Annotated in this window: 12 protein-coding genes; all 12 read right to left on the bottom strand. The window is 41.3% G+C overall.

What is annotated here, in order from left to right; all coding sequences use genetic code 11:
- Positions 1-6: 6 nt before the first annotated feature.
- Positions 7-708, bottom strand: coding sequence for an acetolactate decarboxylase (budA, locus tag AC3IPL_RS00060; RefSeq protein WP_489241049.1), 702 nt, complete (start codon positions 706-708; stop codon positions 7-9).
- Positions 709-718: 10 nt separating this feature from the next.
- Positions 719-2392, bottom strand: coding sequence for an acetolactate synthase AlsS (gene alsS / locus AC3IPL_RS00055; RefSeq protein WP_489242354.1), 1674 nt, complete (start codon positions 2390-2392; stop codon positions 719-721).
- Positions 2393-2576: 184 nt separating this feature from the next.
- Positions 2577-5153 carry a DNA gyrase subunit A gene (gene gyrA, locus AC3IPL_RS00050; protein WP_489241048.1) on the bottom strand — a complete coding sequence of 859 codons (2577 nt, stop codon included), beginning with the start codon at positions 5151-5153 and terminating at the stop codon, positions 2577-2579.
- An 11-nt stretch (positions 5154-5164) separates the two neighbouring features.
- Positions 5165-7081: a DNA topoisomerase (ATP-hydrolyzing) subunit B gene (gyrB, locus tag AC3IPL_RS00045; RefSeq protein ID WP_489241047.1), complete on the bottom strand. Its 1917-nt coding sequence runs from the start codon at positions 7079-7081 to the stop codon at positions 5165-5167.
- A gap of 17 nt (positions 7082-7098) precedes the next feature.
- Positions 7099-8208: a DNA replication/repair protein RecF gene (gene recF / locus AC3IPL_RS00040; protein ID WP_489241046.1), complete on the bottom strand. Its 1110-nt coding sequence runs from the start codon at positions 8206-8208 to the stop codon at positions 7099-7101.
- The gene (gene yaaA / locus AC3IPL_RS00035) at positions 8205-8429 is read right to left on the bottom strand and encodes a S4 domain-containing protein YaaA (protein ID WP_489241045.1); all 225 of its coding nucleotides are present in this window, start codon (positions 8427-8429) and stop codon (positions 8205-8207) included. Before yaaA ends, recF begins: the two co-directional genes overlap by 4 nt.
- 201 nt (positions 8430-8630) lie before the next feature.
- Positions 8631-9044: a disulfide oxidoreductase gene (locus AC3IPL_RS00030; RefSeq protein ID WP_489241044.1), complete on the bottom strand. Its 414-nt coding sequence runs from the start codon at positions 9042-9044 to the stop codon at positions 8631-8633.
- A complete protein-coding gene (locus AC3IPL_RS00025; RefSeq protein ID WP_489241043.1) occupies positions 9044-9742 on the bottom strand; it encodes a DsbA family protein in 699 nt (232 codons plus the stop codon). Before AC3IPL_RS00025 ends, AC3IPL_RS00030 begins: the two co-directional genes overlap by 1 nt.
- A gap of 108 nt (positions 9743-9850) precedes the next feature.
- Positions 9851-11083 carry an ABC transporter permease gene (locus AC3IPL_RS00020; RefSeq protein WP_489241042.1) on the bottom strand — a complete coding sequence of 411 codons (1233 nt, stop codon included), beginning with the start codon at positions 11081-11083 and terminating at the stop codon, positions 9851-9853.
- Positions 11076-11972: an ABC transporter ATP-binding protein gene (locus tag AC3IPL_RS00015; protein ID WP_489241041.1), complete on the bottom strand. Its 897-nt coding sequence runs from the start codon at positions 11970-11972 to the stop codon at positions 11076-11078. Before AC3IPL_RS00015 ends, AC3IPL_RS00020 begins: the two co-directional genes overlap by 8 nt.
- Positions 11973-12075: 103 nt before the next feature.
- Positions 12076-13212 carry a DNA polymerase III subunit beta gene (gene dnaN, locus AC3IPL_RS00010; RefSeq protein WP_489242352.1) on the bottom strand — a complete coding sequence of 379 codons (1137 nt, stop codon included), beginning with the start codon at positions 13210-13212 and terminating at the stop codon, positions 12076-12078.
- Positions 13213-13388: 176 nt separating this feature from the next.
- Entirely contained in the window at positions 13389-14720 is a 1332-nt protein-coding gene (gene dnaA, locus AC3IPL_RS00005) for a chromosomal replication initiator protein DnaA (protein WP_489241040.1), read from the bottom strand.

Genomic DNA, 14720 nt, shown 5'->3' with positions numbered 1-14720 from the left:
GTTTTTTTATTCGCTTGCTTCAATATCACTGAGCATATCCGGATCATTCAAATCATTATGACGATAGCGTGGTGTGTCCGGCATCATCATCGTCACTTCATTCATCAAGGCAAGTTCCACTGTCACGTCATCGGTGACAAAATCAAAGACATGACCGCCTGAACGCAGATCATCACTTAAATAATGAACATGGTATCCCGCAACACCGATACCTTGGATGAACCGAGGTGTATAGAAGCCAAAGAGCGTTCCTGTTGTATCTTCAAAATCAAAGTAACCCTGCGTTTTCACTGCTTCTACGAGCTTAGGATACGGCGATTCCTGTTTTTTAGCGGCTCGCGCTTTGATTGTTTTAAATGTTCCAGTCACTTTGACTGCATGGAAACTATTCATCCCTTCAATCGCCTGCAGCATCTCTATATCCAGCTGCTCTTTCGTCAGCGCTTCTGTGATTTTCAGTGTTTTCTGTGATTCAAAGAATGTGACACTCGCAAAAGGCGAGCGTTCGTCTAGTGCGACTTCTCGAATAGTCCCGCTGCTTTCAATGACATAAGCTATTCCTTCCTTGATAAACAGCTCGCCGTTCAAACCTTCAAGTGTTCCGATACCATAGTTCCCATTCTTTAAGACATCGTCAATCGAAAAGACGCCGTCAAACATACCACCAACGAGTGCTCCCATCGTTGAATACTGATAAAGATGATTCATAGCAGCCTCCTTAGTTGGTTTGGTCAGGCAGCAATTGTGCCATTAGTTTTCCGTTATTGCTGTAATCCACCGGAATATCAACGATAACAGGGCCTTCTTCCTGTATCGCCTGTTGCAGCACAGCTTCCAGCTCATGAGGTGCAGTCACTCGGTAACCTTTAGCTCCCATCGATTCAGCATATTTCACAAAATCAACCGGGCCTAAACCAACTGCTGCCTCTTTACCATATTTGCTGATCTGCTGAAATTTAACCATATCGTAAGAACCATCGTTCCAGATCAGCTGAACAATCGGTGCTTTAAGTCTGACAGCCGTTTCAAGTTCCTGTCCTGAAAACAGGAATCCACCATCGCCAGCCATAGAGATGACTTTCTTTCCAGGTCTAACAAGAGCAGCTGCGATAGCCCACGGGAGTGCAACCCCTAATGTCTGCATCCCATTTGAGAACAGTAGATGTCTCGGCGCATAACTTCTGAAATAACGCGCCATATAAATATACAGAGAACCGACGTCTACCGTTACTGTCACGTCATCATCAATTAAATCACGAATCGTCTTAATTAAATGTTTTGGATTGACTCTGTCATTCTCCAAATAATTTTCAGGAAGATGCATCTTGTCTTCCAACTGCTGTCTAATCATGTTTAAAAATGCTGTTTCTTCTTCTCCAATGACGATATCGCCTTCATTTAATTTCTCATTGATACGTTGAATCGTCAGTGGTGTATTACCAATCAGCTCAGTGACCGGTGCATAATGATTATCAATATCACTTTGTACTTCATCAATGTGAACTACATTTTTATCATTTTCTTCATTCCAGATGAACGGATCATATTCAATAGGGTCATAACCAATCGTAATGATAAGGTCGGATTGTTTTAATAGTTCATCACCCGGCTGATTACGGAACAAACCGATACGTCCGTAGAAAGTATGTTCTAGTTCTCGGGAAATAATTCCTGACCCTTGGAATGTTTCGACAACCGGAATTTCATTCTTGCTCAGCAGCGTGCGAATGGCATTCGTATTTTCTTCAGAAGAAGCACGCATACCAAGTAACAACACCGGCAGTTTCGCTGCTTTTAATTTGTCTACCAGTTCATCGATTTCAAATGAAGGTGCAGGTCCATAGACAGGAGGCTCCTTCACTTGAATCGCTTCAACAATCACCTGATCATCGGAAATAACATCCTGCGGAATACTGACAAAGCTTGCACCTTTACGTCCCTCAACACTTGCACGAAAGGCGTTAGTCACTGCTTCTGAAATACTTGAAGCATCTTGCACTTCCACTGAATATTTCGATACATGTTTCATCAGTGCTGCATTGTCTAATGATTGGTGCGTCCGTTTCAAGCTGTCCTGACGGCGTACATTGCCCCCAATAGCGACAACTGGGTCACTTTCAGAGTTAGCGGTTACCATACCAGTCACAAGATTAGTGACACCTGGGCCGCTTGTTACAAGTGCTACACCTGGTTTCCCAGTCAATCGGCCAATACCTTGAGCAATTAACGTCGCATTTTGTTCATGTCGACAGACGATGACTTCTGGTCCATGTTCTTCCAGTACATCGAATGCTTTATCGATTTTCGCACCTGGAATACCAAAAACATACTCCACTCCATGATTAATCAGCGTATCTACAAATAAATCTCCGCCCGTTTTTTTCAAACTTATCGCATCCTTATTAAGATTTTCATTTCAATGGTATGCTTAATTACTTGTCATTTCAACTCATTTGTTTATTACCAATCTAGTAAAGATAAGTTTTCATTAATTATTTTCATAGTTAAAATCATTATTTGATATTCAAAAAGGCACTGGAGGTCCAGTGCCTGATAGTAATTATTTTTTAAAATTTCTACTGATCTTCTTTCAGATTCTCCATCGATTCAACATCTTCACTGTCTTCGAAGATATCTTCTGTATCTTCAATAGTGTTATCTGCATCGATTGTTCCTACTAAATGACCATCTTCTTCTTCAATGATCTCTTGTTCATCATCTTTATCGACTTTTGCAACGGTTGCCACATGCTGCCCTTCATCTAAGCGGATCAATTTCACACCTTGTGCACTACGTCCGTTTTGAGAAATATCGCTGACTTCAAGTCGGATAATGACCCCTTGATTGGTCACGACCATGAGATCTTCTTCACCAGTGACTGTAGAGATGTAAACTAAATCACCATTTTTCTCAGTGATGGTAGCTGTTTTGATTCCTTTACCACCACGGTTTGAAATACGATAGTCACTTTCCTTCGTCCGTTTTCCGTAACCTTTTTCAGTGACAATCAATACTTCATGCTCATCATTTGAATTGATGACATCTAGACCGATGACTTCATCAGTTTCACGCAGCGATATCCCTTTGACCCCTGCTGCTGTCCGACCGAGTGGACGCAATGTCTGCTCTTCAAAACGAATAAGAGAGGCATTTTTTGTACCGATGATCAATTGCTTCGATCCATCTGTCAACCGTACGGCAATCAATTCATCGTCTTCACGGAAGCTGATGGCAATTTTACCGTTTTTATTGATTCGTGCAAAGTTAGAAAGACTTGAACGTTTGACGAGACCTTTTTTAGTAGCAAAGATAATAAAGGCATCTTCGCGCTCTAAGTCTTTAACGGCAATCATCGTACTGATGGTCTCATCTTTCTCAAGAGCCAGTGCATTGACGATTGGAATTCCTTTCGACTGGCGGGACAGCTCAGGTATTTCGTAACCTTTTAACTTGTACACACGGCCTTTATTCGTAAAGAATAGAACATTATCATGTGTAGATGTCGTGACAATCTGACTCACGAAGTCATCTTCAATAGTGTTCATTCCTTGTACACCGCGACCACCACGGTGCTGTGACCGGTAAGTCGATACAGGAAGCCGTTTAATATAATTATTATGACTTAGTGTGATGACGATATGTTCTTCTGGAATTAAATCTTCATCTTCCAGCTGGTCGAAGCCACTCATTGTAATTTCTGTTCTTCTGTCATCACCAAATCTACTTTTGATTTCTGTCAGTTCTTCACGGATGATGTCAAGAATACGTTCTTCATCAGCAAGAATGGCTTTTAATTCATCGATATAAGCGCTTAATTCCTGATATTCTGCTTCAATCTTATCGCGTTCAAGACCTGTCAGACGACGGAGACGCATGTCCAGAATCGCCTGTGCTTGACGTTCTGACAAACTGTAGTTTGACTGCAGACTATTCATTGCCTGCTGATCAGTTTCAGAAGAACGAATCAATGCGATAATTTCATCGATGTGGTCCAGTGCAATGCGCAGACCTTCCAGCAGATGCGCACGGTCTTCTGCCTTCTTCAAGTTGTAAATGGTACGACGACGAATGACTACTTTTTGATGTTCAAGATAGTAGTAAAGCATCTGTTTTAAGTTGAGCACTCTCGGTTTACCGTCAACAAGTGACAGCATATTCATACCAAATGATGTCTGCAGCGGTGTCAGTTTATACAAGTTATTTAAGATGACATTGGCATTCGCGTCACGACGCACATCCATGACGATACGGACGCCTTCTTTCAGACTTGTTTCATCACGTAAGTCCGTGATACCATCCACTTTCTTGTCGCGGACCAATTCAGCAATTTTCTCAACGAGCTTCGCTTTGTTGACCTGATAAGGAATTTCAGTGACAATAATCGTTTCTTTGCCGTTTGGACGTGTTTCAATCAGCGTTTTTGCACGCATCATCACAGAGCCACGACCCGTTTCATAAGCACGGCGGATCCCACTGCGACCTAAGATCAGTCCTGACGTCGGAAAGTCCGGCCCATGAATATGATCCATCAGCTCTGATACAGTGATGTCAGCATTATGACTCAGTGCCAGCACACCATCGATCACTTCATTCAAGTTATGCGGCGGAATATTCGTCGCCATCCCTACCGCAATCCCTGAAGCACCGTTGACAAGCAAATTAGGGAAACGCGCAGGAAGTACTACCGGCTCACGTTCATTGCCATCATAGTTATCAGCAAAATCAATCGTATCTTTGTTAATATCACGCATCAATTCCATCGCAATTTTTGACATACGGGCTTCTGTATAACGCATCGCTGCCGCGCCGTCGCCATCCATTGAACCGAAGTTACCTTGACCATCCACCAGCGGATAGCGGTAACTGAAATCTTGTGCCATACGGACCATCGCCTCGTATATCGATGAGTCTCCATGCGGGTGATATTTACCCATGACGTCACCGACGATACGTGCGGATTTTTTGTATGGCTTATCAGATGTCATTCCTTGATCGTTCATACCGTATAAAATACGGCGGTGAACCGGCTTCATTCCATCTCTGACGTCAGGAAGCGCCCGTGATACGATAACGCTCATTGCGTAATCAAGGAATGATTCACGCATTTCTGTACTGATATTCCTATCTTTTAATCGTTCTGTATTCTCTGCCATCAAGGCGCCTCCTATACATCTAATGTCGCGTATTCAGCATTTTCCTCGATAAAATGACGACGGTGTTCTACTACATCACCCATCAGCATTTCAAAGGTTTCGTCTGCTTCAATTGCATCTGTCAATGTGACTTGCAGCATGCTTCTGTTTTCCGGATTCATCGTTGTTTCCCAAAGCTGATCAGCATTCATTTCACCCAGCCCTTTGTAACGTGCGAGCTGAATCTTCGGTGTCGGACTTAATTCTGTTCTCAAAATATCTAGTTCACGGTCATTATAGACATAATATACTTTTTTGCCTTGTTCCACTTTGTATAACGGTGGCTGAGCGATATATATGTAACCCGCTTCAATTAATGGCCGCATGAAACGATAGAAGAACGTCAATAATAACGCACGAATATGTGCACCATCGACATCGGCATCTGTCATAATGACAATTTTGTGATAACGGGCTTTTGAAATATCGAATTCCCCGCCGATTCCTGTACCCATTGCAGTAATCATAGAACGTACTTCGTTGTTACTGAGAATTTTATCTAGTCTTGCTTTTTCAACGTTTAAAATTTTACCGCGCAACGGTAGAATCGCCTGCGTTTTAGAATCACGGCCGGATTTTGCTGAACCACCCGCAGAATCACCCTCTACGATGTACAGTTCGCTCTCTTCAGGAGATTTACTTGAACAGTCAGCGAGTTTGCCAGGCAGACTGCCGACATCAAGAGCAGTTTTACGTCGTGTGACTTCTCTTGCCTTCTTCGCAGCAAGACGGGCACGTGACGCCATAATTCCTTTGTCTACGATGATTCTAGCCACTTGAGGATTTTCGTACAAGAAACGCTCAAAATGCTCGGCAAATAAGCTGTCTGTAATTTGACGAACCTCTGTGTTACCGAGCTTCGTTTTTGTCTGACCTTCAAATTGCGGCTCGCCGTGCTTAATAGACACGACTGCCACCATTCCTTCACGAACGTCTTCTCCGATCAGTTTTTCTTCGTTCTCTTTAATCAGCTTATTTTTAGTCCCATAGTTATTGATGACACGTGTCAATGCACGTTTAAAGCCATCTTCATGAGTGCCGCCTTCATACGTATGAATATTATTCGCATACGATAATAAGTTAGTCGCATAGCCGGTATTATATTGGATTGAGATTTCCACTTCTACGTCAGTTCGCGAGGCATGAATATAAATCGGTTCAGGGAATAATACTTCCTTTGATTTATTCAGCAGCTCAACGTATGATTTAATCCCGCCTTCATAAAAGTAATCATCGCTGATTACTTGTTCTTCATCGCGTTCATCAACGATTTCTATACGAATTCCTTTATTCAGAAAAGCAAGCTCTCTAATACGTTTTTGCAGTATTTCATAGTCGTATTGTGTTGTTTCTGTAAAGATAGATTCATCTGCCTTGAAGCGAATAGTTGTTCCGGTGCGATCAGTGTCTCCTACCACTTTTAAATCAAAGGCAGGAACCCCTTGATGATACGCTTGATGATGAATTTTACCGTCTTTATGTACATATACTTCAAGTGTTGAAGACAATGCATTAACAACCGAAGATCCTACACCGTGAAGTCCGCCTGATACTTTGTAACCGCCGCCGCCGAACTTACCACCGGCGTGCAGGACAGTCAATATGACTTCAACCGCAGGACGCCCCATTTTTTCATGCATATCAACTGGGATGCCTCGTCCATTATCTATCACTTTAATCCAGTTATCTTTCTCGATGATGACTTTAATATGATCTGCAAATCCAGCCAGCGCTTCATCGATACTGTTATCTACAATTTCCCAGACAAGGTGATGTAGACCTCTTGATGCTGTAGATCCAATATACATACCCGGACGCTTACGTACCGCTTCTAATCCTTCAAGTACTTGAATCTGCTCGGCACCGTACTGCTCTAAATTATTTTCCAAAGATAGTCACCTACTCTTTAATTAGTTTGAATGTGTCCGTGATCGACATAGAAAAGCTTGGCCTGTTCAATGGTTTCATGTTCTATCCCTTCAACAGAAGTCGTCGTCACAAATGTTTGCACTTTATGCTGAATCGTCGTCAGTAGATGTGTCTGTCTCGTTTCATCAAGTTCACTGAGAACATCATCCAGCAGAAGAATAGGATATTCACCTATCTCTTCATTGATTAATTCTATCTCAGCAAGTTTCAGCGACAAGGCTGTCGTGCGCTGCTGCCCTTGTGAACCATAAGTTTGAACATCTACTCCATTGATTGAAAACGTCAAGTCGTCGCGATGAGGCCCGTACAGACTTGCCATCCGTTCGATTTCCTTATCCATCGACTCTGATAATTTTTTATATGTCGCTTCAATCATAGTATCCAGATGATCTTCAAGCTGCAGACTAGCTTGATAATGAATCTGAAGTTGTTCTTTAGATTTTGTAATTCCGCTGTGAATCTCAATAGCCTTTTCTTCCAGCTGGCTGATGAATTGATGCCGTCTCAAAGTCAGTTTGACAGCAAATTCACTGAACTGCTGATTCAATACTTCAAGCATCGTCCGGTCACCTTTCTGATTAACCTTCAACTGCTTCAAATAGTGATTTTTCTGCTTGAGGATACGCTGGAAATTAGAGAGATCACTCAAATATACAGCAGATATCTGTCCGATTTCTATATCAATAAAACGGCGCCTGATCTGTGGACTCCCTTTTACGAGATTAAGATCTTCCGGCGCAAATAGTACAACGTTCATATGGCCGATATACTGAGTCAGCTTACTCTGCTCCAGATGATTGGCCTTTGCTTTCTTACCTTTTGATGATATTTGCAGGGACAGTGGCATCATACCGTGTTTGTAACTCAGCTCCCCTTCGATCAACGCAAAATCTGCACCCCACTTGATGAGCTCTTTGTCATGACTCGCACGATGGCTCTTAGCGAGCGCAAGACAATAGATGGCTTCAAGTAAATTCGTCTTACCTTGAGCATTAGCACCAATGAGCACATTCACTTCATCATGAAACGATAAGGCGACTTGATCATAGTTGCGATACTGGTTAAGTTTTAATGTTTTGAGCTTCATCGGGCAGAAAGATAAGAAATCTTGTACTTACCTTCCCCTTCAATTTCAAGTATATCGTCCTGGTGCAGCTTCTTCCCACGCCGTGCTTCTTCTTCACCGTTTAACAGCACAGGGTTATCCTGTAAATACCACTTCGCCTGGCCACCAGTACCTATAATCCCTTCAGCCTTTAAAAACTGGCCGAGGGTAATTTCGTTGTCAAACTGTACTGTCTTTACCATCTCAGGTTCACTCCTATCCGTCTCAGTCATCATTTAATTATACCTTTTTTCGGCTAAAAAAGCATGTTTTTGAGCCAAAAAAGACACTTTATGACTATAAACCACCCTTCACTTTCAATCTTCGAATCATTTAAAGTAAAAACAAAAAACAGACGGTCAGTTAAACCATCTGTTTCTCAAGTTGCTTATTCATTTGCCGGCCTATTTTACAGGTTTCTTGACGGCAATCATCAACAACGTAATGATCAAAAATGCTGTTCCAGCAAGAAACGGGATTGTGATGAAGCCCGCCCAGTTGATATATTCAACATTACATGACACGCCACCAACACATGCTTTGATGGGGGCGAATCCTGGTATTTTCTGCTCCATATAATGATAGACGGAGAAGCCAAGCCCGATCATTGAAAATGTCATCACTAAATATTTGAATGGATAAAAGTCATTCAATGCAGCAAAACCAAGAATCACGACAAGGGGGTACATAAGAATTCTTTGGTACCAGCACATCTCACAAGGGACAAAGTTTCTGATCTCCGAGAAATAGAGACTGCCAAGAATGGCAACGATCGCTATTACCCAGGCAATAAAGAAAAATCTGTTATTTTTCTCCATTACTTTTTCGCATCCTCAATCGCTTGTTCAAGAGATTTAATATTTAACTGATCGCTGACTTTTTTACCGTTGATAATGATAGTCGGTGTTTCGTTGACCTGGTATGTCTGATAGAGATTGATGTCTTTTTCTACTGCTGCTGATTCTGTTTTGTCTTCAGCGGCTGTAACGACTTGATCAACGTCTTTTATATCAGCTTGTTTGGCTGCTTTTTTCACTACGTCTACAGTCAACCAGTTATCTGTACTTGATGTGTCTGTGTTAGGCTGTGCTTCAAATAAAGCATTGTGGAAATCCCAGTATTTTGTCGGTTCACTTTTTAATACTGCTTCAGCGGCATGAGAGCCTATTAATGATTCATTACCATGAAACGGTGTATTGATGAAGTACATTTTTAAATCACCGTTATCCACGTATTTTTCAACGAGTTTCGGTTGAATTTCCATATCGAAAAATTTACATGCCGGACATTTATAGTCACCGAATTCAATAAGTGTGACCGGTGCATCTTCCTCACCCAGCATCGGCTGTCCTTTGACATCTATCTTGCTGTAATCGGTGCTTGTTTCACCATTCGTAGTTGATGCGGTATTGTCTGACTGATCATCCTTCTGGTTGAATATCACCATCAATGCAATTGCGGCAATGGTAATCAATGCAAGTACCATCGCAAATATCATATTTCCTCTATTTTTCATAACAATCTCCTTAACAAATCAAATTAAAAGTAAAACTAAGATAGTATAAATTTTATACTATCTTAGTTCAATAAACCATAATTTAATCATTACTATTTTGTGACAATATTATTTCATCTGCAAGGCCTGTCGGAAGTTCTTCACAAGACCTTTGCCGTAGCTGAACACACTGCCTTTGTAGACGCGCGCTGCGAGCAGCAGTAATAGCACGATGGTCACGATACAAATGACAATACCGATGATGATTGGTAGATCACCTGTTTCTTGAGACAGCGTGCGGAGCAGCATGACCATCGGCGTAAAGAAAGGAATATAGCTGCTGATTTTTACAAGTGTCGTGTCTGGATTTCCCAGACTGAATATCGCAATGTAAAATGCTGCAATATTCAGGAAGGTAATCGGCATCACTGCCTGACCGATATCTTCAACCCGGTTTGTCAATGCTCCGACAATCGCAGAGATACTAATATTGATCAGAAGACCAAGGAGCAGGAAGATGACTGCATAGACAATAATACGCGTTGTCTCTCCAGAATATTTTAGTCCTAGCTCTTTGATCAAGTCGTTTAAATCAAATAAATAGATACAGGCGGCTATCGTCAATCCGAGCAGCGCCATTTGAGTCAGTGCGACAGCAATGATTCCTATAATTTTAGCCATAATATGATTGACCGGCGATACACTTGTCACAATCATTTCAATAACCCGTGATGATTTCTCCATCGCGATATCTGTCGCTGCCTGCGATCCATAATTAATCGTAATGAAGAAGATCAGGAACACACCGATATAAACAATCATAGTATTTAACCCTTTAACATCTTCATTTACATTTTTACCGCTGTCGGACAACACTTTGTTTTTGACTTCTGCCTGAGCGGTCAGCTTGTTGACATCATCTGCGGACAAATTCAATGATTGAGCTGCCTTATTGCTCTGAAGACTTGTGACGACAGCCTGCACCGGAGCGATTTCTGATTCCCCGGCATCATTTTTCGTATAGACTTCTGCTTGTATGTGGTCACCCGATTCCGTCAAGTGGATGAGACGTTCGTAATCTTCATCTTTAACGCCTTGTTTCCCTTTTGACAGCGACATTTTTTTGAGATTCAGCTCTTTGTCAGTCTGCTGATAGGCAGTGATAAAATTATCCTGAAGTGACTCACTGCTGCTTGAGACAGCTGTCATCTCATCTTCACTGTTATCAAAGAAATCAATGATTCTATCCATATTGCTGAGCCCAATTAAAACAAGCATCAGCAGCAATGTTGTATAGATAAATGAACGGCTGGATACTTTTTTGAAGTAAGTCAGCCAGAATGTTGGAAAAAATTTATTCATGATGACGTCCCACCTTTGCAAGGAAGATATCGTTCAATGACGGTTCTGCTACTTCAAATTTAGAGACGTAGCCGAGCTGTTTGACCGCTTCAAACACATGAGGTGCAACTGACTGGTCATCAACTGTCAGACGAACATCGTTACGATGCTGTTTGAAGTTAATAACACCTGGAATATGACGCAGGTGATTAAAATCATGATCGCCTGAGATAATAATTTCTTTTCTACCGAAATCCTGCTTCACCTGTTTAATATTACCTGAGACGACTGTTTTCCCTTTGTCCAATATGCACACACGGTCACACATCTCTTCAACATGTTCCATACGATGTGAACTGAAGACAATTGTAGCACCGTTATCATTCATTTCTTTGACGGCTGTTTTTAAGAGCTCAACGTTCACTGGATCCAGACCACTGAATGGTTCATCCAGTATAAGCAGCTTCGGGCGATGGATGATGGCACCAATCAGCTGGATTTTCTGCTGATTTCCCTTAGATAAGGATTCTATTTTCTTGTTAACATTTTCTGGTACTTCAAAACGATCGAGCCAGTATTTTAACTCCTGGGTAACTTGCTGACGTGTCATCCCTTTCAGCTGTCCGAGATAATTAATCTGCTCATATACTTTGAGCTTAGGATTTAATCCTCGTTCTTCTGGAAGGTAACCGATGTCATCGGTCACTGTGTAATCTATAGGTCGTCCGTTGTAAGTGATGGTACCTTCAGTTTTCTCAAGAAGTCCGAGTATCATGCGAAAAGTCGTTGTTTTTCCTGCGCCATTTCCCCCGAGAAATCCCAGCATTTCATGTTCAGGGACTTGGATATTTAATCGATCGACTGCAGTAAATGTTCCAAATTGCTTTGTTACATTATTTAGATCCAGCATTGAGAGTCCTCCTTTTCTACTCAATATTAACAATGCTATAAATATTTTACAAACCAAAACAGGACGCATGACTTGTAGTCATACGTCCTGTTAATAATTGTGATTAATAAGTTCTGATCGGCAGGATCAGTTGAACGACATTTTCATCATCTTTCGGTTTTAAGATAAAAGGTCTCATCGTACCAAAGAATTCAACTGTGACCTCGTCATTATCAATAGCTTTTAACGCATCCATCATATACTTAGAGTTGAATGAAATCTTCAATCCCTGGCCTTCAAAAGCTGAAGTGCCTACGCCTTCTTTGACAGTACCAATTTCAGGAGAAGTCGATGACAGTTCGACGTGATTCTGGTCAGCTGACAGTTTAATGACATTATTACCTCCTTCACGTGCTAACAATGAGGCACGGTCAATCGCATGGAAGAAGTCTCCGTTGTTAATTGCCAGTGATGTTTCATAGCTTTCTGGGAACAGGCGTGATGTATCAGGATAATTTCCTTCAAGCAGTCTTGAGATAAAGTTCACGTGACCGACTTTGAACAGCACTTGATTAGATGCAAAGAAAATATCGATAGTTTCATCGTCATCGCTGATGATCTTGTTAAGTTCACTTAATGCTTTGCCTGGAATGATGGCATTGATATTGTCCACAGTTGCATTTTCGAGTTTCAGGCGGCGCAGCGCCAATCTATGTGAATCTGTTGCAGTACAGACGAGTTCTCCATCTTTAATCAGCCAGTTAACACCAGTTAACACTGGGCGTGTTTCTGAGGTGGACACAGCAAAATTAGTCTGTCTAATAATATTTTTCAATACTTTAATAGGCAATGTCATTGAATCTTCTTCAGACACTTGAGGAAGTAATGGATATTGCTCAGGATCGAGACCAGATACATTAAATTCAGACTGTCCTGATGTAATCTTTGCCTGGAACTGACTGTTTGTTTCAATGGTCACCGTTGTAGAAGGTAATTTTTTTATGATATCTACAAAGAAACGGCCGGGTAGTACGATAGATCCTTTATCTTCGATTGAGACGACTTCTTCATGATTGATTTCTGCTGGAATAGTGATCTCAATCGATACTTCTGAATCAGAACCTGTCAATAACAGCTTGTTATCAGAGGCATCAATTTTGATACCTGTCAGAATAGGTAATGTTGTTCGTGGTGAAATGGCTTTTAATGTGTCATTTAGCTGTGTGATGAAATAATCTCTTTGAATGGTAAATTTCATAATAGGAAAAACTCCTTATCGTCGTTATATATATATTATATTATATCTTTTAAAATCGTAGTAATAGTAATAGGGACTGTGAATAGGTGGATAACCGCCATGGGCGCGTAGCAGTCAAGATATCCACATGTGTATAAGTTGTTTGTAACTAAAACATGTTCATCCCCATTATCCACAGGTTAGCCGGTAATCTCTTTTTCAAGATTAGCTATCTCTTTTTCAAGGGTCGCATCATGCTCAAGCTGATTTTTGATTTTCTCGTGTGCATGGATTACTGTTGTATGGTCCCGGCCACCGAATTCTTCACCGATTTTTGGCAATGAATAGTCCGTCAGCTCACGTGCAAGATACATCGCAATCTGTCTAGGAAAAGCGATGGATTTTGTGCGTTTTTTAGCTGTAAAGTCTTCCATTCTGACATTATAAAAAGAACCGACAATCGTCTGTATATCTTGAATGCTGATTTTCTTCGGTTTGCTTGTTGAAATGATATCTTTCAATGCTTCTGCTACAAGATCCGGTGTCAATTCACGCTGCACGAGCTTAGAGTATGCACTGACACGCGTCAAAGCACCTTCAAGTTCTCTAATGTTTGATTGAATTTGACTGGCAATATAGAGCATCGCTTCATTTGGAATTTCAATATTTTCTTCTTCTGATTTTTTGCGTAATATGGCGATTCTTGTCTCCAGATCAGGCGGGGTCACGTCCGTAATAAGTCCCCATTCAAAGCGTGAGCGCAGGCGGTCTTCAAGCGTTGGAATTTCTTTTGGTGCACGGTCACTGGAGATGACAATTTGTTTATTGTTTTGATGCAGTTCATTGAAAGTATGGAAAAATTCTTCCTGCGTCGACTCTTTGCCCGCCAGAAACTGAATGTCATCAATCAGCAGTACATCAACATTACGGTATTTTGATCTGAATTCTTCAGTTTTATTATCTTTGATGGAGTTGATGAATTCATTTGTGAATTTTTCACTTGATGTATAGACGACTTTGGCATTCTCTTTGTGTTCCATGACATAATGGCCGATTGCATGCATTAAATGAGTCTTACCAAGACCAACACCACCATAGATAAAGAGTGGATTATATGCTTTGGCAGGTGCTTCTGCAACAGCAAGTGACGCTGCATGACTGAAGCGGTTTCCACTGCCGATGACAAATGTATCGAACGTATTATCAATGTTCAGTTGATTAGGGAGTATTTCCTGCTCACGGTTTTTGGCAACAGGCTCTGGTTTGATATTTTCGACTACTGCATCTTCTCCGGATATAATTTTCACTTCAAGTTTCTCGCCGATTGTTTCTTCTATCGTATCTTGAATAATCGTCATATAGTTTTTGTTCAGCCAGCTTGCATGAAAGGCAGTCGGTGCCTCGATGACTACAAGATTATTGTTCATTGAAGTGATAGATGTATGGTTGAACCATGTTTCATAACTCGGTGTAGATAATTTTTTTTCGAGATTTTCAAGGACCTTCTTCCAGATAGAATCAATTCCACTCAT

The organism is Macrococcus sp. GL_134 (assembly GCF_057834705.1).
This window is presented reverse-complemented; position numbering and strand designations above follow the sequence as displayed.